Origin of the sequence: Paenibacillus daejeonensis DSM 15491 (assembly GCF_000378385.1) — a bacterium.
Lineage (GTDB): Bacteria > Bacillota > Bacilli > Paenibacillales > Paenibacillaceae > Paenibacillus_D > Paenibacillus_D daejeonensis.
On record NZ_KB899659.1, the window covers coordinates 804207 to 825654 of the forward strand.

General features: G+C 52.0%; 23 protein-coding genes. 3 read left to right on the plus strand and 20 right to left on the minus strand.

Features of this window, described 5'->3' with window-relative positions:
- Nucleotides 1-39 precede the first annotated feature (39 nt).
- From mraZ to F556_RS0103930, 6 genes are all read right to left on the minus strand, one after another.
- Complete coding sequence (mraZ, locus tag F556_RS0103905) at nt 40-477, minus strand: division/cell wall cluster transcriptional repressor MraZ (RefSeq protein ID WP_020615591.1); 438 nt, start codon at nt 475-477, stop codon at nt 40-42.
- A 222-nt stretch (nt 478-699) separates the two neighbouring features.
- Nucleotides 700-1962: an adenosylhomocysteinase gene (locus F556_RS0103910; RefSeq protein ID WP_020615592.1), complete on the minus strand. Its 1263-nt coding sequence runs from the start codon at nt 1960-1962 to the stop codon at nt 700-702.
- A gap of 277 nt (nt 1963-2239) precedes the next feature.
- Nucleotides 2240-3889 carry a bacillithiol biosynthesis cysteine-adding enzyme BshC gene (gene bshC / locus F556_RS0103915; protein WP_020615593.1) on the minus strand — a complete coding sequence of 550 codons (1650 nt, stop codon included), beginning with the start codon at nt 3887-3889 and terminating at the stop codon, nt 2240-2242.
- Nucleotides 3890-4042: 153 nt separating this feature from the next.
- A complete protein-coding gene (locus F556_RS0103920; protein ID WP_020615594.1) occupies nt 4043-4441 on the minus strand; it encodes a DUF3397 domain-containing protein in 399 nt (132 codons plus the stop codon).
- Between the two features lie 18 nt (nt 4442-4459).
- Nucleotides 4460-5401 (minus strand): ketopantoate reductase family protein, encoded by a 942-nt coding sequence (locus tag F556_RS33180; RefSeq protein ID WP_020615595.1) that lies wholly within the window; start codon nt 5399-5401, stop codon nt 4460-4462.
- A 130-nt stretch (nt 5402-5531) separates the two neighbouring features.
- Complete coding sequence (locus tag F556_RS0103930) at nt 5532-6170, minus strand: RsfA family transcriptional regulator (RefSeq protein WP_020615596.1); 639 nt, start codon at nt 6168-6170, stop codon at nt 5532-5534.
- 295 nt (nt 6171-6465) lie between these two features.
- Here F556_RS0103930 and F556_RS0103935 point away from each other — a divergent pair, with 295 nt between their 5' ends.
- Together F556_RS0103935 and F556_RS0103940 are read left to right on the plus strand one after the other, a co-directional pair.
- Nucleotides 6466-6702: a DUF2626 domain-containing protein gene (locus F556_RS0103935; protein ID WP_020615597.1), complete on the plus strand. Its 237-nt coding sequence runs from the start codon at nt 6466-6468 to the stop codon at nt 6700-6702.
- 179 nt (nt 6703-6881) lie between these two features.
- A complete protein-coding gene (locus F556_RS0103940; RefSeq protein WP_020615598.1) occupies nt 6882-7964 on the plus strand; it encodes a hypothetical protein in 1083 nt (360 codons plus the stop codon).
- Nucleotides 7965-7977: 13 nt separating this feature from the next.
- On the opposite strand, the gene F556_RS0103945 is transcribed toward F556_RS0103940, so the two are convergent.
- Nucleotides 7978-9273, minus strand: coding sequence for an ABC transporter substrate-binding protein (locus tag F556_RS0103945; protein ID WP_020615599.1), 1296 nt, complete (start codon nt 9271-9273; stop codon nt 7978-7980).
- Between the two features lie 131 nt (nt 9274-9404).
- Nucleotides 9405-10736 (minus strand): PhoH family protein, encoded by a 1332-nt coding sequence (locus tag F556_RS0103950; protein WP_020615600.1) that lies wholly within the window; start codon nt 10734-10736, stop codon nt 9405-9407.
- Between the two features lie 139 nt (nt 10737-10875).
- Between F556_RS0103950 and F556_RS0103955 the strand changes: the two genes are divergently transcribed.
- Nucleotides 10876-11445 (plus strand): YhcN/YlaJ family sporulation lipoprotein, encoded by a 570-nt coding sequence (locus F556_RS0103955; protein WP_020615601.1) that lies wholly within the window; start codon nt 10876-10878, stop codon nt 11443-11445.
- 52 nt (nt 11446-11497) lie between these two features.
- On the opposite strand, the gene F556_RS0103960 is transcribed toward F556_RS0103955, so the two are convergent.
- From F556_RS0103960 to F556_RS0104015, 12 genes are all read right to left on the minus strand, one after another.
- Nucleotides 11498-11950 carry a pyridoxamine 5'-phosphate oxidase family protein gene (locus F556_RS0103960; protein ID WP_020615602.1) on the minus strand — a complete coding sequence of 151 codons (453 nt, stop codon included), beginning with the start codon at nt 11948-11950 and terminating at the stop codon, nt 11498-11500.
- Nucleotides 11951-12029: 79 nt separating this feature from the next.
- Nucleotides 12030-13073: an LCP family protein gene (locus tag F556_RS0103965; protein ID WP_040715505.1), complete on the minus strand. Its 1044-nt coding sequence runs from the start codon at nt 13071-13073 to the stop codon at nt 12030-12032.
- 4 nt (nt 13074-13077) lie between these two features.
- Nucleotides 13078-13413, minus strand: coding sequence for a YlaH-like family protein (locus F556_RS0103970; protein WP_020615604.1), 336 nt, complete (start codon nt 13411-13413; stop codon nt 13078-13080).
- 17 nt (nt 13414-13430) lie between these two features.
- Nucleotides 13431-15272 (minus strand): translational GTPase TypA, encoded by a 1842-nt coding sequence (gene typA, locus F556_RS0103975; RefSeq protein WP_020615605.1) that lies wholly within the window; start codon nt 15270-15272, stop codon nt 13431-13433.
- A gap of 23 nt (nt 15273-15295) precedes the next feature.
- Nucleotides 15296-15793, minus strand: coding sequence for a hypothetical protein (locus F556_RS0103980; RefSeq protein WP_020615606.1), 498 nt, complete (start codon nt 15791-15793; stop codon nt 15296-15298).
- A 225-nt stretch (nt 15794-16018) separates the two neighbouring features.
- The gene (locus F556_RS0103985; protein ID WP_020615607.1) at nt 16019-16681 is read right to left on the minus strand and encodes a TerC family protein; all 663 of its coding nucleotides are present in this window, start codon (nt 16679-16681) and stop codon (nt 16019-16021) included.
- A 102-nt stretch (nt 16682-16783) separates the two neighbouring features.
- Complete coding sequence (gene thiI / locus F556_RS0103990) at nt 16784-18004, minus strand: tRNA uracil 4-sulfurtransferase ThiI (protein ID WP_026297097.1); 1221 nt, start codon at nt 18002-18004, stop codon at nt 16784-16786.
- A gap of 2 nt (nt 18005-18006) precedes the next feature.
- Complete coding sequence (locus tag F556_RS0103995) at nt 18007-19179, minus strand: cysteine desulfurase family protein (RefSeq protein ID WP_020615609.1); 1173 nt, start codon at nt 19177-19179, stop codon at nt 18007-18009.
- A 79-nt stretch (nt 19180-19258) separates the two neighbouring features.
- A complete protein-coding gene (locus F556_RS39030) occupies nt 19259-19987 on the minus strand; it encodes a lytic transglycosylase domain-containing protein (protein WP_020615610.1) in 729 nt (242 codons plus the stop codon).
- A 158-nt stretch (nt 19988-20145) separates the two neighbouring features.
- Nucleotides 20146-20526 (minus strand): hypothetical protein, encoded by a 381-nt coding sequence (locus F556_RS36015; protein ID WP_020615611.1) that lies wholly within the window; start codon nt 20524-20526, stop codon nt 20146-20148.
- Nucleotides 20527-20530: 4 nt separating this feature from the next.
- Nucleotides 20531-20743: a DUF1540 domain-containing protein gene (locus tag F556_RS0104010; protein WP_020615612.1), complete on the minus strand. Its 213-nt coding sequence runs from the start codon at nt 20741-20743 to the stop codon at nt 20531-20533.
- Between the two features lie 73 nt (nt 20744-20816).
- Nucleotides 20817-21314 carry a YpuI family protein gene (locus tag F556_RS0104015; protein WP_020615613.1) on the minus strand — a complete coding sequence of 166 codons (498 nt, stop codon included), beginning with the start codon at nt 21312-21314 and terminating at the stop codon, nt 20817-20819.
- Nucleotides 21315-21448: the final 134 nt, after the last annotated feature.

Consider the following 21448-nt stretch of genomic DNA (forward strand, 5'->3'; position numbering starts at 1 on the left):
TATCCTCCTGGGTTCGATGCTATGTTTCTCGTGATGGGATCAAAAATTGAAATCAAGGTCGACCAGCTTCTCTGCAATCTCATTAAACGTTTCTTCGGATTGCTGGAAATAACCCTCCCAGATAGCCTTGCTCCAGATCTCGACCCGGTTGGTAACACCCAGGACGATACATTCTTTGTCGAGCTTGGCATAATCTCGCAGATTGGCGGGTACGTTTACTCTTCCCTGCTTGTCCAACTCGCATTCGGTTGCACCGGAGAAGAAAAAACGGGTGAAAGCACGCGCATCTGATTTCATGAGGGGCAAGCTTTTCAGCTTCTGTTCGAGAATCTTCCATTCACTATCGGGGTAGACGAACAAACAGTTGTCTAAACCGCGGGTAACTACAAACTGGGGTCCGAGCTCCTCACGGAACTTGGCGGGGATGATGATCCGGCCTTTATCGTCGATGCTATGCTGATGCTCTCCCATAAACATACGGCCGTCCCACCTCTCTACCCTTTTACACCACTTTCCCCCACTTTGCACCACCACTTTTGAAAATATTCGCCACGCACGCTTAAACTCCTTCTTCAATCTCCTTTAAAATAACGATTTATTAATGGGATGAATGATTTCTAATCCTGAAGCCCCGATTCTAAAATTTTGCTAAAAAAAAAGCACCTCTCCGAGAGGAGAGATGCGTAAATTCTTAAAAAATCAATGTTCTGTCCAGCTGTCCAGGTACGACCGCTGTTCTTCGCTCAGCTGATCAATACCCGTTCCAAGCGACTCCAGCTTATAACGAGCCACCTGCTCATCGAGCTCATAAGGGACATTGAGAACCTTGCTGCCAATCGATTCATATTGTTCATTCACGTACTTGAGCGACATCGCCTGCAGAGCAAAGGTCATATCCATAATCTCTGCTGGATGGCCATCACCTGCAGCCAGGTTGACCAGACGCCCTTCGGCCAGCAGGTAAATGCTGCGTCCGTCCTTCAACTGATACTCTTCAATGTTGCGTCGCACCGTGCGCTTACCCGTACTCAGTGCATCCAACTCCGGCTTATTGACCTCGACGTCAAAGTGTCCGGCATTGGAGAGAATGGCTCCGTCCTTCATGACCTCGTAATGCTCGCCACGGATGACATCGCGGTTGCCGGTGACGGTGACGAAAAAATCACCTTGTTTGGCTGCTTCGAGCATTGGCATAACGGCAAAACCGTCCATGTAAGCTTCAACTGCCTTAATGGCATCAATCTCGGTCACGATGACGTTTGCTCCGAGACCTTTGGCACGCATGGCTACGCCTTTACCACACCAGCCATACCCGACCACAACGACCGTCTTGCCGGCAACGACCAGGTTCGTGGTGCGATTAATTCCATCCCATACCGATTGTCCAGTACCATAACGGTTGTCGAACAGGTATTTGCAGAATGCATCGTTAACGGCCACAACCGGGAACTTCAACTCGCCTTCCTTCTCCATTGCCTTCAGACGCAGGATGCCAGTCGTAGTTTCCTCCGCTCCTCCGCGCACCTTGGAGAGCAGATCCGGACGCTCAGAGTGCAGGATCGTGACGAGGTCTCCCCCGTCGTCGATGATGAGGTCAGGACCTGTCTCCAGAGCTTTCACCATCAACTCTTTATATTCAACCGGGTCAGGATTGTACTTGGCGAATACAGTGATTCCGTCTTCCACCAGCGCCGCACATACATCGTCTTGCGTAGACAGCGGATTGCTGCCTGTGATGGCTACTTCTGCGCCGCCAGCTTTAATTACTTTGGCCAGGTAAGCCGTTTTTGCTTCCAAATGCAAGGAGATGGCAACCTTCAAACCTTTGAATGGCTGCTCACGCTCAAACTGTTCGCGAATCCGGTTTAGCACGGGCATATGCGCCTGTACCCAGTCGATTTTCAAATGTCCTTCAGGAGCCAGCGACAGATCGCGGACGATACTATTTTCTTTAACACTCATAATGATAATTCCTCCATTATATATAGGTTCACTAGGCTGCCTTTTAAAAGCAAGCCTACAGTCACGGATCGATCTTACGATCGCTGTTGTCCCCAGATTTCTTGATTGTTAACCGCTCTAGCGGTTGAAATCCGGGGACAAAGGCGAACGCTTCGCAGCATATGCTCCCGAAGTCGCTTTCTTTCAGAAAGCGTTGACCAGATTCAATTCCGTGCCTCTCCGGCCGTTTCTAGGGCAGCCTAATACAGTTAGTTAATACGCTATGCTTATAACTATTCTATAAATACACTAAGCGGTGTTTGCCACTCGGATCAAACGGTATCCGCAGCAGCTGTTGGAGCCAATCTCCGCCGTATTTGTTCCAATACAGGGTGAAATTCAGGACACGCTCCTGCGGGATGCCTCCAGGATAGAGCATCAGCCGGATCCGCTCGAGCTGATTTAACGAAACCTCATGCTTCCGCTTCAACTCATCGTCTACCCGGCGTCGCATGAATGCAATGTGGGCGGAGAACAGCTCCCGGTTTTTGGCCGTGAGTGCTGCCAAACCAGGCATCCGAGCTGCAACATCCTTCAGTAGCGGATCGTAGAGCGCCAGCATTTGCTGTTCTGCCACATCAAACTGATTCCCCAGTTGATCTCTATCTTGCGCCGCTAACCACGTATCCCGGAATTCCTCAAACCGGAACATCACATCTTCGATGGTGAGCGCATACTTCTCCATATGCTTGGCCGTTGTCTCGTCAATCAGCGTAAAGGACATGCGCGGTACGACGATTGGCATCTCCATGCCCATGACTTGAAATGCGCGACCGGTGATGCCCCAATAGCCTATCTCTCCGGGACCAAGCACAGTCGCCAGCACCGGGAGCACATAATCCTGCATCATTGGGCGGCTCAAGACATTATTGCTGAACTGCTCTGGCTCGGCTGCAGCCGCAGCAATGGCTTCCGCTGTCGATAACCGGATCAGCCCACGACGGTCAGCGAAGCCCTGTTCTGTCCGATAGAGCTTGGTTCGCTCCCCGGCTCCCGGAGCGCGAACATCCTTCCTATAATAAAACAGGTTGGCGCTATCGGTCTCTGCTTCTGCTTGAAGCTTATATCCCCAAGCTTCCACATCGTCAGAGACGGAGCGGAACGACTCTTCCAGCTGCCGGTTATCCACCAGCATCCGCTGCAGCATGGGCGATTCCAGACGGCGCAGCTCTGGATCGTCCGCATCCAGCAGCACAAGTCCTTCATTAGCAAACAGCCAGCTGAGTACCGATGCGAGCAACTCGGACAAGGTGACACTGCGTGCTGCCATTGCCTCCAGCTGCCGTATTAGCCCAGGCTTATGTAAGGTGTCCGGAAGCAAGGTAGCTAATGCACCCAACTGCTCCGTCCAAATCGCCTGTTCAACTGGAGTACGGCTCACCGAGGTTCTGGGCCCGGCGGGACGCGCGATTGCCAGCTTCTGAAGCCCTCCCTCACCAGGCAAATACGTGTGGCAGGCTTCTTCCCAATCGTGATCCTCGCCTGCAATCCAAAAAACCGGAACCACCGGCCTTCTTAATCTCTGCTGAGCATCACGCGCAGCGTTGATTACGGTTACGGCCTTGTGGAGAATCATGAGTGGCCCGCCCCATAGTCCTGCCTGCTGACCGCCTACAATAACAAGTGCACCATCAGCCACACGGCTTATCGCTTCCATTGTCTGTGCAGAAGCGCCGTTACGGCGATTATAATTCTCCAGCACAGCTGCCAGAGCTATAGCATCCACCCGCTCAGAGGCTCGGCTATCGAGATACGAAGCCCTGCGCTCCCAGTCCCGCTCATCCTGCGGATGATAGGGGAATAATCCCTCAATCCTTGAGTCTGTACGATGCACGTACGCGTCGGTCAAGGTCGAGCCGGGCGACCTCTCCAGTACTTGCGTCTTCATGGCACTCCCCTAACCTCCTGTACATTTGCACTTCTAGTTTTGATTGTACACAACCTGATTGAACCCGTCAAAAGGTGAAATAGCTCTTCACGTGCGAATAGGTTAAAAGCAGCTTTTCTCCGGAAAGAAAAGCTGCTCCATTAAAGGACTGGTTTAACTGGCCAGCAAAAAGGTCTGTCCCATGCCGAGCACCATCAGTACGACATACAGCATCGACATTACAAAAAAACTGATCCGCCAAACGGCTCTAAAGATCCGTTTGGTATCGATTCGTCCTTTGGTCCGATATTGCAGGTTGCCCAGCAACCCCGCACCGATTAATAACAACAGCAAGATGCCGTAAAATCCGAAGCTGCTGCCGAAGATTCGATTGAACAAAACCGTGACACAGCCGATCAGAAGTGCTGTCGTAATATCCATAGCCAAGCGGAAGGCTTTCTTACGGTCCCCGAAATAAGCACTGTAGCCCAGATAGATCAAGATAAACGGCACAACGGGTATAACGGCAAGAAAAGCGTAAACTTGCTTGGCGCTCTCCCACAACACCTGCACGCGGCTTCGACCCCTCTCTCACCTGTTTGCATCCAATAACGTTATCCGTTCCACAACCTCCTCATTGCATGGCGCAGCAAGTCCAAGCCGGTTAGCCAATGCAACGACACCCCCATTGATCCAGGCCAGCTCTGTCGGACGCCCTGCCCGGATATCCCGAAGCATGGAGGATTCGTTCTTTGCCGTAAGGCGGCACAATTCCAAGACATGATTCCACTCATCGCCAGACAGCTCCAGTCCCGCTGCGTGAAGAATCGCAGCTGTCTCCTCATGAATGGCCTTCATATGGGCCAGACGCGCTTCATCTGCTGGCAGCTCTCCGTTCTTTACGCCGTAGAGCGCTGTCAAAGGATTAATCACACAGTTTAGCAGTAGTTTCCGATACATGCGATCCTCCATTTGATTCGACAAAAAGACGGTAATTCCTGCCTTTTTCATTGCAGCGAGTAACATTTTTTGATGATTAGTCTCCCTGCTGCCACTGGGAGTTCCTTCTTCTAACCAGAGTTCGCCAGCTCCGGTATAACGCACGCTGCTCGGACTGCTCCGGAGCGCAGCCTCAGTGGTGCTGGCGGCCAGTACCTGCAGGCGCGGCCAACAAGCCTGAAGCCGGGTGAGATGACCTATTCCGTTCTGCAGACAATAGACGGGCGTTTGCTCTGGCAATACTCTCCCTACCTGCTCGATCAAGTCTTCTGTAATCTGATATTGCTTCACCGTCAGCATGACGACTTCCGGTCTGTAATTCCGCAACGATCCTATGGAGTCTGGCTCCATGGCGTAGGCCTTAACCGGCAGCCGCGCTTCCCCTGCGTCGGTTATAAGCCCGATGCCTTCGCGGCTCAGCAGCGCTGCCTGCTCAGTTGTTCTCGTACCTACGCACACAGACTGATCTCCACTAGCCAATCTCGCGGCATATAATAATCCGATCGCTCCGCCTCCGATAATCAGCCATCTCATAACCTGGTCCCCCTACGGCATCTATTTTCTACATCTTATCAAAATGCCAGAGGCCCGTTAAGACCAAAACAACCGTCTCGCATGCGCGGATGTTCATCCTTCGCATGACAAGGCGGTTGTGCGGTGACCTCTATTCGATTCGTTCCAGGTTGCCGTTGGCATCCATTTTGAAGCGTGGCTTTAATTCTTCCTCTTCACTCAGTGTCGCAAGCTTCCGGGCCCTGTCCATGATCTGAATCAACGTTTTGTAATCATCATTGACGGCCCGATAATCCGTTTGCGCATTATTGACCTCGCGCGAGAGCTTCTCGTTTTTCACTCTAAGCTCGAAAATCTCTTCATCTTTTTCTTTTAGATCCTTCTCCAGCGTTTTGATATGCCGGTTTAACTCTTGATAATGGCCCCGCCAGCTTCTCAAGAATCGGATAATCGCTTCGACGGATAACTCTTCCACGCCGGACTTGCCGGCCTCTTCCCCCGTCTCGGCTGTCGCTACCGCCGATACCTGCGGTACACTTGCAAAACTTTGTTTTCTCAGATAATTCCGTTTTTGCCGCTGCTGCTTGGCAAGTTGGATTCCTTCTTCATGGCGCTTGCGCACACAGCTGTTCCAGCGGAACCCGCATGCCGCCGATGTGCGGCCGATCCGTTCGCCAACCTCCTCAAAGGCTGCCAATTGGGTACTACCCTCCCGAATGTGCCGCAAAGTCACCTCTGCCAGCATCAAGTCGTCATCCGCACTCCACGCATCTTGTCTTACTGCTGTCATGCTTCCCAAAACCTCCTAACATAAAGGGCGCTCCATTTATCTTTATGCCCTTGGTAGAGTTCATAGAATCTATCGGATACTAAAATGTATATCCATTTTCACAACCACTCATACATGACTGGCAGGTAATCTGAACATACTATGTTCAAAATCAACTGGCATCGGACCCTTTGACCTCGTGCAAATGCGGCAGAAAGTTTGCCATTTCGTCACGGATTCAGGTTTACAGTAAGAAGGGCCCAAGGTATAATGTTGAATAGTATTGGGATGCGACTGACGGAAGGGGGATGGAAGTATGGCACGTATGTTTCGGGTACTAGGCTTCTGGACGCTCGTTATCGGGCTCATGGCATATGCTGGTCATATGTATGAAATGGCGATTTTGTTCTTTGCCCAGACCGCAGTGTTCGTCCTGTTGGGTTACCTCAATTTCTCCGAGAGAACATACATAATGATGTTCTGGGGATACATGGTCGTTGCATTTGTGGGATTCACATACTGGTCCGTTTTCGAGATGGGCTTGCCTTTCTAATAACGAACGGTAGAGAAAGAAAAACGACTAGCAACGACGAACAGCCGGGACAAGCGTCCGGCTGTTTTTCTTTGTCGCATGATCTGTTGTCTCACGCATATATTGGTGTGAGGGACAGGTTTCAAAACCAGAATCTACGGCTAAATCATATTTAAATACATAAGGAGGCGAAGCCGTCAGTGACCATAAAACGCAGACCCGTTCTGTGGGCAGCCGTCGGCCTGTTGCTGCTGGGGCTGCTCCCCTCTCCCGCCTCTCTGGCTCAACCTACCGAGGAAGAAACGCGCCAACTCCTGGAAAAAAGCCTATCCGTCATCGAGATCGACAAAGAAATCGAACGGGTTGCCCAGCAGCGTGTGGCCTTGCAAGACACGATCGATGCGATGACGTTGGACATGTCTGATAAGGAAAACGAAGTTGAAATGCAGCGCGAAGAAGCCGGCAAGGTGCTGCGCGCCTATTATACCGGAGAGAAGCAATCTCTGCTGATGTCTATTTTTTCATTTAACAGCTTCAAAGATTTATTTGCTGTGCTGGACTACTATGATTATATTATGGCCCGGGACAAGCACACCTTGGATACCCTGCTGCTTCAACAGACTGAACTGGCTTCAGGGCGGGAGCGGCTGCATGCGGAACAGCAACAGCTGGATGAAATTAACCGCAATCTGCAGTTGCAACGGGCGCGGCTTGTCCTGCTCCAACGGGAGATTGACAGCGAAATGAGCACGCGCAGCGATAGTGACCGAATCAAGCTGATGATGGATGAAATCGCCAGCTTTTGGGAGAGCGTCGGCATCTATGAAGTCAAGCAATATTTCCGTGCACTTGCAGGTGCCATGGGCGAGCTGCCCGGGTGGTTGCAAGAGAATACGCAGTACATGACCTTGCGGGGTTTGGAGTATACGATTGAACTTCCGGAGGAGGCACTGAATACTTTTTTGCGGGAACAAAATAAGTTATTCAACAATTTTGCGTTTTCATTTAAAGATGACCAAGTCATTGTCGAGGGTCAACGTGAGGGCATGCAGGTTTCCATAAGTGGTCATTATACACTGGAGAAGGAGCCGCGCAACGCTATCCTCTTCCATGTGGACAATCTGGTCTTCAACGGGTTATCTTTGCCTGACACCACCATGCGAGCCTTGGAAGAGGAGTTTGACCTGGGATTTTATCCTCAGATGATCGTGTCGCTCGTCGAAGCCAAATCTGTCTCGGTCCGCGACGGCTATCTAACAGTCAAGCTGGGGTTGTCTCTATAATCAAATACATTCGCTATGGGAGTCTGCGCTCCGGCAGCAATATGGCCTCCAGTGAGGCGCGGTACTCCTCCTCGATCTCTGCACCGGAGTCCCATTGCAGCCATAGGGCGTGAATGTCATCCAACTCTATATGAGATAGCGGACCAGGCGTCCATACGGATGGATGGGATAAGGCATTCGGCAGCCATGATGGAAGGATTGAACCCTTATTCACTTCAGTTGCATTCAGCGAGCTGCGGGCAGGCAGTGTTCCTCTGTTGCTCCAAGCAGCTTGCTGCACCTCGGGAGAGGCTGCTGCAGCCACCCAGGCATGCGCTAGCTCCTTGTCGTTTGTCCTGTCCGAGACCACATAACTGCTGCCTTCCGCACCGAATAGACGCTCTTCTTGCAACGAGAGCATCCATGAGGTGCCGCCTGCTTCTCTGGAGATTTCAACATACTCCGACCAGCGCATGACAGACGATAAGAGATTCCCCTGATGCAAATCGGTTGCGATATCGTGCAAATCCGCGTTGTCAGTCAGCCTAAATCGTCCCTGTGCGTTGGAGCCGTAAAGGAACTGCCACAAGGTCTCAGGTAAATTTGACGGCGCCGCTATCTCTTCATTGCTGCTATCATGCACCAGAGCCGCAAGCCATGCCAACCAGACCTTGCTGTCATTATCACCTGCCAACCAAGGCCGGATAGCCCCTTCAGCAGCCTCTTCTAGCTGCAGCACCTCCGTCAGTGCAATGAGCTGCTCCCATCCATCCGGCGGCTCCTGCAGCCCGCCCTGCGCCAGCAAGAGCCGACTCCACACGGTAACGTAAGGGTCAGCATAAAGCGGCATCCCCCACATATACCCATTCCACTTGACTGGCTGCAATAGAGATACCGGATGATCAGCCAAGGATTCAGCAGTATACAGATCATCCAAGGGGTCCAGGTATCCGCGCGCAGCAAATTCTTGCACCCAGGAATTGTCCAGGAGCATGATATCCGGCAGCTCGCCAAGCACGGCTTCTTGTTTCAACTGATCGTAAAACTCTATGTATGGCAAATTGCGAAAGTTCACTTCAACACCTGGAAACCGGGCGGCAAACCGCTCGCTCACCTCCTGAAGAGCTGCGAGCTCGTTCTCATTTATGGAAACGGTTACATTAAGGGTTTTAAGAACCAGTTCTTCCTCCGTATCCGGATCGGGCTCCCAGCTCCAATCCTTACCTTCAGCATCTTGATGCAACGATCCAGGCAGCATAAGCAGGGGGATGAATATGATCAGCAAGAAGACCAATCCAAGTAGAAGCATGGTATATCGACGGCGAGACATCGGGATGGCTCCCTTCACTTGTTTACCTTTCTCTCCTTATCATAACAAGAATGCACACGTTTGTCTTGCTTCATTACGAGAACGAGCTCAGGAGCGCCTCCTGCGACGCTCCTGCCCATTCCCTTTACCGATTAGAGCAAGTCTGTTGCGAGCTGAGCCAGTCTTGAGCGCTCCCCTTTTTCCAGCGTGATATGGCCACTCAGCCCTTCCTGCTTGAAGCGTTCCATAATGTACGTCAATCCATTGCTTACTGCATCCAGGTACGGATGGTCGATTTGCTCGGGATCTCCCATCAGAATGATTTTACTTCCTTCCCCTACACGAGAAACGATCGTTTTCACTTCATGCTTGGACAAGTTCTGCGCTTCATCGATGATGATGAACTGTCCTGGAATGGACCGGCCTCTGATGTACGTCAAGGCTTCCACTTGAATACTTCCCAGACCCATCAGGATCTTATCAATATCGCCAGCTTTTTTGGTGTCAAAGAGGTATTCCAGATTGTCATAAATGGGCTGCATCCACGGTCTCAGCTTTTCATCCTTCTCACCGGGCAAATAACCGATATCTTTCCCCATAGGGACCACAGGCCTGGCGATTAAAAGCTTCTTATATTTGTGCTCGTCTTCAACCTTGAGCAGTCCGGCGGCCAGCGCAAGCAGGGTTTTGCCTGTACCGGCCTTGCCGCTTAAGGTAACGAGTGGAATGTCATCATTGAGCAGCAATTCCAGCGCCATCCGCTGCTGGGCATTGCGCGCCGTAATGCCCCATACGGGATCATTGCTCAAGAAGAGCGGCTCCAGCTTGCTCCCGTCTTGAGATACTTTAAGCAGCGCAGACTTGGAGGTTCCCATTTCATCCCGCAAAATAACAAACTCATTGGGGTGCAGCTTGGTTTTGATGGACAACGATTTGACCGATAGGAAGCGATAAGAATAAAACTCATCTATAACCGCCGGATGGACGTGGATGGTCAAGTTGCCGCTGTAAATATCCGATGCTTCCACTGTCTGATCAGACAGGTAGTCCTGTGCTTCAAGACCGAGCACATCCGCCTTGATCCGCACGAGCACATCCTTGCTGACAATCACGACCTGCCTTGGCGTTTCCTTCTCTTGTTCTTCCAGCGAGTAATTAAGGGCCACCGCCAGAATCCGGTTGTCATTGGACATGTCCCCGAACATTTCTTGCACCCGCACGAAGCTGCGATGATTCAGCTCAACCTTGAGCACTCCCCCCCTCTCTAGCACGATTCCCTCATGAAGATGACCCTGCTCCCGCAAACCGTCCAATAACCGTGAGACCGACCGGGCATTGCGCCCCAATTCATCAGCCAAACGCTTCTTGGAATCAATCTCTTCTAGGACCACGGCCGGGATGACCACCTCATTATCTTCAAAAGCATAGATGGCTTGGGGATCATGCAGAAGCACATTGGTATCGAGCACGAATATTTTTTTCATCGTGTAACCCTCCTGGCGTAGGTAGTTGAGCGGGGCGGCCCAGGCCATATCCGGCTCTCTCGTACATAGCTTCCATCCATTGCGGACAGACTAGGCATGGGAATTGCCAACACATGCAGGTAGAAAGGTTGAATGTGAGATGAGACAGCTGCTCCTATTTCTGTCGATCCTGAGTATAGTTCTGACCGCAGGATGCGCGACTACAAATGAAACATCACCCTCTCCTGAGAATAATCCGCAGGTTCGTGTACAGCAGAGTATGCCCGAAAACAGCGGATATGATCAATCCGGGGAACTTGTTGAACATTTGGAAAACCTTGCTGCCAATGTTCCGGGGGTACAATCCGCTCATTGTGTACTGTTAGGGAACACAGCGGTCGTCGGAATTAACGTGGACGCCGATATGGAACGCTCACGTGTAGGAACCATCAAGTACTCGGTGGCCGAGGCGCTGCGCAAAGACCCCGATGGTGCCAATGCGATTGTTACTGCTGATCTCGACATGACCGAACGTCTACGCGAGATGGGAGACGATATCCGCGGCGGCCGGCCGGTTGCGGGCTTCGTCGAAGAACTGGCCGATATAATCGGTCGCATTATTCCACAGCTGCCGATGGATGTGGTTCCTCAAGACGACATTCAAGAGGATAGGAATGAGACAAATTCCGGCATCAATCCGAATGGCGCTGCCTCACCCGACAATCGCTGACACGTCAACCCAACAGTCCCCAAAAATCAGCAAAAGCCTAGTGGCATAGCCACTAGGCTTTTCTCATCGCATCAAATACTTGTCCGTCGAGCTTGTCAGCGGCACGCTGATCATAGGTTTTCTCGGACACTGGAGCGGCAGCGAGACGAGAACCGGCATACATCGCATTTCGCCAGGAGTCGATCTCGATGTCGAAGCATGATACCTCAAACGGCACATCTTCGAGCACAGGTACTACCCGTACGGCTCGGCCATGTACAGTATACACCCCACCGGAAGCAAAAACAGTCACGCAAACATGCGGATTGGCCTCCAGGTTCTCGGACAGGCTGGACCGAGTGTCGATCGCAAAGCGCAGTTTGTCGCGAGTTGGTGCATAGATCCAGGAAATTGCGCTGGACGTGGGGCGTCCAAGCTCGGCATCCGTTGTATGAAGCAGGACGAAAGATTGCTGTTGCAAATGCGTGAACAATTCATCATTCAATGCGGTCATCGTTTTGGACATCCCTTGGCCTCCCCGCGCACTCCATGGTAGTTGCCGTTCATAGCTCCATTATAGCATATGCCAATAGCTTCTCCAATCGTCACTCTGCCAATTTCGCCTGAAGTGCGGCGCTTGCGGCACTCACTTCTTCATTCGTCACATGAATGTAAGGCGACCGCCATGTGCCTTCCAAGCCGATGGATTCAATACCGGAGCTGCTGATGGAGAAATAAGTTGTGCCCAGGTTCTCAATTTCCTTCCAATGCATATCCGATTTGATGTTATCGCCTACAGCCTCAATGACGCTGCCCAGTTTGGTGACGCCGCTGAACGACATCATCCGGTCGGCGATGGCACCGATGACCTGAGTCTGGCGAGCATTGCGCTCGACGTCATTGGACTCCCTTGTCCCATCGTTAGACTTGCGGTACCGAACATAGTCCAGCGCATTCTTGCCGTCCAGACGCTGCATACCGGCCGTCAGATTGATGTTGGTGCCGTCCGCATTATCGACGTAGCGCATATCCATGTCTACATCAACATCGATGCCGCCGAGCGCATTCACAACATCAGTGAAACCGTCAAAATTAATGACCACCGTGTAGTCAATCGGCACATCGAAATATCGACTGAACAGCAATTTTGTCTCTCGTCTCGCTTCGGCACGGGCTTCATCTGCACTCATGCCATTTTCACGTGCTTGACTGAAAAATCTAGCATAATAAGCATTGGCTTTATTGCTCTTGTACCCGTCCAGTTCAATCCTGGTGTCACGGGGAATAGAAACAATCGTCGAAGTCTTGCTGTTCGGGTTAAGTGCAGCCACCTTGATGACGTCGGTATTGAGTCCGCCACCTTGGGCTCTGGCGTCCAACCCCAGAATCAGGATTGTCGTCGGCTTGACACTTACTGACTCCTCCGGCGCGACCTCCGTAACGGTCTCATCGCCGATGGCCTTCAGCGCGCCCTTGGTCTGGTAGACCAAATACCCCAAATACCCAGCAGCAGCCAGCATTAGGATAAGCAGCGCCACCATAATGCGAATCCCCCAGCGGGGCTTCTTCTTGGGTGGGGGAGCGGCAGGCGCCCGGCGCCTGCGTGGCGCCATGCCTGCCGAGCTCTGGTCTCTCGTATAGGTACTCATAGTCTCACCTGTTATCCGTTGGATTCGGGGTCGCCTGGGATGCTCCGTTACCCGAAGACGTATCGTCTCCGGAGCGCCCTTTCATCTTGTCGTAGAATTGGCGGGCACGCCAGATCATCATCATCAGTACGGCAACACCCATACATTGGATAATGGGCAGCTTATCAATCTGCAGGACCAGCAGCACAAGCGCGCCGAAGGCCATCAGCAGATGAACCATAATTTCCTTAATAATTGGCATCCGCTTTTGTACACGGAACACCTTGTTGAAGATGTAGATGGTACAGCCCAATATGAGCACATAAGAAACGAGCGGATGGTTACTTAGCCAGTCCTGCATCGTGAGTTCCTCCTTGCTTAGACGCCCGCTTGCGACATTTTGCGATGTTTCTCCGCACGCTCCCGCTCACTTTTGTTGAGGATCTTCTTGCGCAGACGAATGGACTTAGGCGTCACTTCGCAATATTCGTCGTCGTTGAGATACTCAAGCGCTTGTTCCAGCGAAAAGATGATCGGCGTCTTCATTTTGACGGTGTCGTCCTTCGTTGCGGAACGAACGTTCGTCAGTTGTTTTTCTTTGCACAGGTTGACAATGATGTCGTTGTCGCGATTATGCTCGCCGACAATCATGCCTTCATATACTTCTGTACCGGATTCCAGGAACAGCACGCCGCGATCCTCTACTGACAACATACCGTAGAACGTTGTCGTGCCTTGTTCACTAGCGATGAGTACGCCTTGACGACGTCCACCTACACCTGCTCCCGCCAACGGCCCATAGCTATCAAAAGCATGGTTCATGATGCCGTAGCCTCTGGTCAGTGTCAAGAAGTAGGTCCGGTATCCAATCAAGCCGCGTGCAGGAATAATAAACTCCAGCCGCACTTGTCCGCTGCCATTGTTAATCATGTTGACCATCTCGGCTTTACGCGCACCGAGGCTCTCCATGACAGATCCCGTGCTATCTTCCGGTACGTCGATCATTAGACGCTCGTAAGGCTCCGAACGGACACCGTCGATTTCTCTTGTAATAACCTCAGGCTTGGAAACCTGCAGCTCAAAGCCTTCACGGCGCATATTCTCGATCAGGATACCCAAGTGCAGCTCACCGCGGCCAGCCACTACAAACGCATCCGGGCTGTCCGTCTCATGTACACGCAGGGCAACGTCCGTCTCGATCTCTTTCATCAAGCGCTCACGCAGCTTGCGTGACGTAATCCATTTGCCCTCACGGCCAGCGAATGGGCTGTTGTTGACCAGGAACGTCATCTGCAGTGTCGGTTCGTCGATGGTCAGTACAGGAAGCGCCTCAGGATTCGCAGGATCGGCAATCGTCTCGCCGATATTGATATCCTTGATGCCTGCGATTGCAACAATATCGCCTGCACCCGCCTCAGGAATTTCAATCCGCTTCAGTCCCTGGAAGCCGAACAGCTTCTCGATACGCGCTTGCTTGATGCCGCCCTCGCGGTTAATAACAGCGACAACCTGTCCCTGCTTAATGATCCCGCGGTTTACGCGTCCGACAGCAATACGGCCCAGGTATTCGTTGTAATCCATCAGGGTCACAAGGAATTGAAGCGGCTCTTCGACATTCTCGGTAGGCGAAGGGATATGACCGACAATCATTTCATAGAGCGCCTGCATATTATCATCCTGCTGGTCCGGGTTATTGCTCGAAGTTCCCATCAGAGCAGAAGCATAAACGACAGGGAACTCAAGCTGCTCGTCATTGGCACCCAGCTCAATGAACAGATCGAGCACCTCGTCCACTACTTCGGAAGGACGTGCATTTGGACGGTCAATCTTGTTCAGAACAACAATCGGCGTCAAGTTCTGTTCGAGCGCTTTGCGCAGCACGAACTTGGTCTGTGGCATACAGCCTTCAAAAGCATCGACAACCAGTAGTACGCCGTCGACCATTTTCATAATCCGTTCAACCTCGCCGCCAAAGTCGGCATGGCCTGGTGTATCCACGATATTGATCAGGAATTCCTTGTAGTTAATCGCTGTATTCTTGGCTAGAATCGTAATTCCGCGCTCGCGCTCCAGATCATTGGAATCCATCGCCCGCTCCTGAACCTGTTCGTTCTCACGGAACGTACCGGATTGTTGGAGCAGCTTATCCACCAAGGTGGTTTTGCCGTGGTCGACGTGGGCGATAATCGCGATATTGCGCAGATGTTCTCTTGAATGCATGGTTTGTTTAATCCCTTCTGATTCTAAAATTTGGTGCGTTTTCCCAGCAACTGTCGTCCGAAGACCAACCAAGCGCCTCCCAGAATCAGGAGTGCAGCCAGCAGGTATATGCCCCATGTCCAGAGCAGAACTGCTGTAAAGCAGCAGGCGGCTACAATCGCCAGTATCATCGCTGCAATCATCGGACCGCGCGGACGCGGCACTTCAAACAAATGGTATTCGTACAGGCCGACAGCAATACCAAAAATAAAAAACGGCCATATATGCTGCAAGTTCTCCCAGCCAAACAATGTACAGTACAGGAAAACGAGCGAATATACCGTCAGGATGCCACCCGGAATGAGAATGGCAGCCGGCAGAATCCGTCCGAAATACAAGACATGCATTAATATGCCGGGGATCAGCAGGAACAGCGGCCAGAAGATGGTCCCGATAAAACTGAATATACCAAGTTTTCCAAGCAAAATAATAGCGCCGGCAATCAGCATCAGAACGCCGACGGTATATTGATTTTTGGACATCCGGTTTCCCCCGTTTCTTGCACCGCCAACCGTATCCCTTGACGAAAGACGACACGCTTTTACCTCTAGTGTAATTGAAGTGAAGGGAAAAAACCAGTGCGTATGAAAAATAGCCATAAAATTTCCCCACAAAGTGGAGCCTGTTCTTCGAAGCTTAGCCAGAACCTTTGCGGGGGGCCCCGAGAACCTCTATACGTTATAATAACAAAAAACGCCGCTTATAAATTATAAACGGCGCCACAGCAAGGCTAATGAAATGACAAACGGAATGGCCAGCAGCGGGATGGCCTCCATCGCTGTCTGGGATCCATGAAACAGATGCCGGTCGAGTCCTGGATCATGCACAAGCATCTTGCCAGCCGCATATCCAAGCAATCCCGCACCAAGGTAAACCAATGATGGAAGCTTGCGCAATGCACGGCTAAGCAGTTGACTTCCCCAGATGATGATGGGGATGCTGAGGCCGATGCCAAGCAAAATTAACAGAATCTGTCCCTCGGCAATTGCGGCGATAGCAAGCACATTATCCAGACTCATTACAAAATCGGCGGCCACGATGGTCCATACCGCCCCCGCCAAAGTCGTGGTCACGCGTCCTTTGCGCTGTCCTGACGAATCATGCTCCGACGCCCCTAGCAGCAATTGCACGGCTATGATGAACAGCAAGACGGCTCCGGCAGCCTGCAGGTACGGAATATGCAGCAGACTGATCGCCACCAAAGTCAGCACACATCGCAGGCCAATCGCACATGCCGTCCCCCACACAATCGCTTTCTTGCGGGCTTGCGGCGGCAAATGCTGGCTGGCCATTGCAATAACCAATGCATTGTCTCCGCTGAGCAGCAGGTTGATAAACATAATTTGCAGGAAAATAATCAGGCTTTCCATCGGACTCGCCCCCTCACCATTTATGTATGTGAGGATGCGGCCTGTTATGTCCAAGCCATGCAATTGTTCTTGTTCGTTCTGCTAACCCATTATTCTCTTTGCCTAAAACCAGTCTTCCTCATCTGGAGATGTCAGCTGCACCTGATGTTCCGGTTCCAGGATCATCGTCTCTGCCTTCGACACCGCTTCCTCTAGCAATCGGTCATACTCCGGCACAAAGCTCTCAACCTTCTCAACAACCCGTAGATTGGGATTGGTGCTTGGCGACTTTGGTACAAATAACGTACAACAGTCCTCATAAGGAAGAATCGAAACAGGGTAAGTCCCGATCGCTTCCGCTCGTTCGATAATCTCCTGCTTATCCATCATGACGAGCGGTCGCAGCAATGGCAGCGAAGCAGCGCGGCCAATTACATTCATGCTGCCAAGTGTCTGACTGGCGACTTGGCCGAGACTGTCTCCGGTAATCATCGCCAGAGCTCCGTGCTGCTCGGCCAGGCGTTCCGTAATTCGCAGCATGGCCCTTCTCATCATTGTAATGACGAGGGGGTCCTGCTTCATGCTTGCAAAAGCCGTCTGCAGCTCCGTGAACGGCACCAAATGCAGCTTCAGCTGCCCGCCGGCAAACCGGGAGAGTCTGCTTGACAGAGCAATGACCTTGTCACGGGCCTGCTCGCTCGTAAAGGGATAGCTGTAAAAATGTACGGCTTCAACCTCCAACCCTCTACGCATCGCATGCCAACCAGCAACAGGACTGTCGATTCCTCCCGAGAGCAACAGCATCGCTTTGCCGTTGGTTCCGTACGGGAACCCGCCCACGGTCCGGATAACCTCACAATAGACGAGGGCAAAGGCCTCTTGAATTTCCACCCGCAGTTCAATCTGAGGCTGATGGACATTGACTTTGAGCAGCGGGTGGTTTCGCAGCACATGGCCTCCAACGAGATGATTCATCTCTTGCGAGGTATGGGGAAAGCCTTTCCAGGCTCTTCTGACCGTAGCCTTGAACGTGCGCTCCTTGCTGTCATAGGACTCCATCACTTGCAGGGATGCCGTCTGGATGGGAATTAGCTCTGGAGGTACCGTAAGCGCCGGACTGATCGATGCAATGCCGAAGATATCTCGGACCTGTTCGATAATCGGGCCATGCTCATGTCCGTTGAGATACACATAGATTCGGCCAAAGGTACGCTGCAGCTTTAAATCAGTATAGCCGGTCAGCGCCTGACGGACATGTTCCATCAGTCGTTTTTCAAAGCGGTTGCGATTCTTGCCTTTTATGGTGAATTCTCCGAACCGCAAGATTAGCATATCGTAACGAATCATTAGTTTCTCCCTTTCACAATCGGCCTTAGAGAAGTTACCGCACGTGCCAAGTGCTCTGCCAGCCGATGGATATCCTCTTCCGTATGTTCATCGCCAAAACTGATGCGGAGACCGCTCTCGGTCAGTGTGCGCTCCATTCCCATGGCCTGAAGCACTGGACTTGGCTGACCCGACTTGGAAGAGCAAGCGGACTGGGTAGAAATATAGATTTCTTCTTGCTCCAACATATGCACCACAACTTCCGGTTTCAGACCAGGACAGCTTAAATGCACAATGTGCGGAGCAGCCGGACATTTCGTCAGCACGATCCCTTCGACATCGGCAAGCGATTCCCGTAGCAGCCTGCCCAGCCCCGTCATGCGCACCTGGCGCTCCACTTGCTTCTCCACTGCCAGCCGTATCGCCTTAACCGATGCAACAATGCCAGGGACGTTGGATGTGCCTGACCGTCTTCCCGCTTCCTGCCCCCCGCCATAAACGAGCGGCTGCAGGCGCACGCCTTCTCTTACATACAATAGGCCTACCCCTTTTGGGCCGCGTAGCTTGTGAGCAGAAACAGTGAACATATCGATCCGCCAGGCCCTCAGCTTAACCGGAAGCTTGCCGACGCTCTGGACACCGTCTACATGAAAGAGAATCCGTGGATGGTGGGACAGCACACTAGACAGTTCCTCCAGGGGTTGAATAGCCCCTGTCTCATTATTCACATGCATAATACTGACGAGTATTGTATCCCCTCGGATCGCCTCTGCCAGAGAATCCGACCTCACACATCCTTGCTCGTCTACCGGAAGCCATGTCACCTCATACCCTTCCTGTTCGAGCTGCCGGAACGCCTGTACGACACTCGGATGCTCTATCTTGCTTGTAATCAGGTGCTTGCCACGCGACTGCATGGCGCGGGCGGCCCCCAGAATGGCCAGGTTATTACTTTCTGTGCCACCAGAGGTGAAGACCCACTCGGAGGCAGAGACCCCGAACTGAGCAGCAAGCACTTCACGTGCCCGATGCAGCAGGCGGTCCGCGTCGAGGCCTGCCCGATGCAGCGAAGACGGATTGGCATAATGGCGCGTCATCACTTCCATCATCGTCCGCACCACATCCTCATGCGGGGGCGCGGACGCGCTATGATCAAAATAAAGCAAAGCCGTTCCCTCGCCTTCTGTATACATAGTAAAAGGACCACAGACAAGCCTCCGTCCAATACCATACTGGAGGCATAAGTCGTGATCCTTGCATGTTCTGGAGCCTTTAGCTGAACATCCGTAATGCATCCGTTACCTTGTCGACATATTTCTGTGTCTCCAGTGGTAGCGTGCTTCGCTTCGCAACCAGATCGGCTTCGGTCCGGATACCCAGCCTGTCAACCCGACCCGGGCCAGCGTTATAAGCGGCTAGCGCTACTTGCAAGTGACCGTCATACTTGCGCAGCAAGTACCCTAGATATTTGGTGCCGCCCTCAATATTCTGAGCGGGATCAAAGGAATTGGTCACTCCGAGCCCGCGAGCTGTCCCGTCCATCAGTTGCATCAAGCCTTTGGCGCCTGCCGAGGATTCCGCATTGGGCCGGAAGCCGGACTCCGTCTGAATCACAGCCTTGACCAGTGACGGATCAACGCCATGCTTGTCTGCAGCCATTGTAATGAGTTGTTCATAAGAGGAGTCACCGACAGGAGCACGGGAATTCTCCATTTCTGCAGCAGTACTCACAGCTTCCGTCAGACTGACACTAAGCGGTGCCAAGCCCGGCAGAACCGTCCCTTTCTGAGGCGGGGCAGCCAGATAGCCCTCCAGCGTCGCAGGACGGTAAGACGAGTCCGTTAACGCTGCCTTTTCACTGTCCATCATTTGGTCTAGCATCGTGTCGAACAGCGATGAGACGGAATCATTTCCTGAGGACTGCCCTTCTAATCCGATCGGCTGCGACCATTGCAGCTGAAGAATGGTTTTCATCGTACGGGGGTCGATTGCCATGGTCATGTCTAATGCCTCCAAACAGGTTCACATCATTTGCTTTCATTGTACACGTTTTGTCCGCGGCGGGCTAGTCCCAATTCCAGCATTAACCTGAGGAGACTTCTCTATTCATCAGAGCAAAGGCTGCTTCTGGCGAGTACCACCGGAAGCAGCCTTTGGCTCTAAGATAAGGTGTAGTAATACAAAGGAAGCAATGCAAGATAGGCCGCCAGAGCAACCAGGCCAATGACAATTGACCAGATGCCCAGCGTCTTGCTGCCTTGCCGATAAGCAAACCAGCCCAATAACGCCGAGGCTGCACCCATCAGTACAGGCCAGAGAAACCAAGAAGCAATCGCAAATGCGAGTGCGGTCCATCCAATCACTCGGCCGGCGGCTGCATCAGCCCGTTCCATATCCTCATGATGACCGTATGCAGGCACATCTGCACTCAGCTCTGCGGATAACTCGGTATCCCGTTTTTCTTTTCTTGCTTTGGCTTGCTGGCGTTTTTTCGGCAGGACCTCACTGGCCCAGCCATCTTCGTCTTTTTGGCGTCTCATGAGCTCACTCCTTCGGTTTGAAGGTGTGGCAGCATGTGACGGACGAATCTTCAGCTTGATCCTTGTGGTTCGCGCCGAGCTCGCCTTCGCCGAACTCAGTGTCGAGGCGCTGATGCGCATGCTTGTCGACATCAATCATAATCTGGTCAGCATTGCAGTTGTTGCCCTGCTCCCAAAAGGTGCAATTGGCCACGCTGCACTTTACGCCATCTGGCATAACAATCACCCCCACTAACAAGTTGCCCGTTAAGTGGGGGTGTTATGCTGATAAATAGTGGCTAAACCACACCTTACTTCTGCCGCTGCATCCGGACATGCGTCATGTAGTCAGTCTCATAATAACCGAGATCGTCCCGCAGCTCCTCAAAAATCTTGGAATGCGTCAATACGATATCGCGTGCTGGCTCGACTGGCTTGAACAGGAAACGAATCGCGTCCCGTCCGGTATAAGCGTAACGGCCATCCTCGGAATAGCCTTCATTTTTAGGGTAAAAGTACGCGTTTACGCATTGATGATATACCTCATACAGCGTGCGCTCTGCAGCGTCCGTATCAAAGTTCGGGCGACGCAGCAAGGCGCCGAGCTTCTCATAGGCCACTTCACTGAAGACGAGCAGGTGGCGAAGATCCGACAACAAACCTTTATAGAAAGCTGTCTGGTCCTCACTGTCCAGCTCGGTTAGCTGAGGCACAGCATATTGGTTTAAGAATTCTTCCAGTTGGCTAATCGCCGTTTTCAATTTTTCATGGGTAGATTCGCTTAATTGTTTCACATTTGAGGCTGGCATTAGTTGATTGTCCCCTTTCATCATTCCACCGAAAAAACATTTTTACATTCCAACAACATGGTACCACAAATTACTTGGAAGTGGTACTGCCTATTGCGGAGGGGTGGCGTATATTTTGTGCCTTGCTTCCTTAC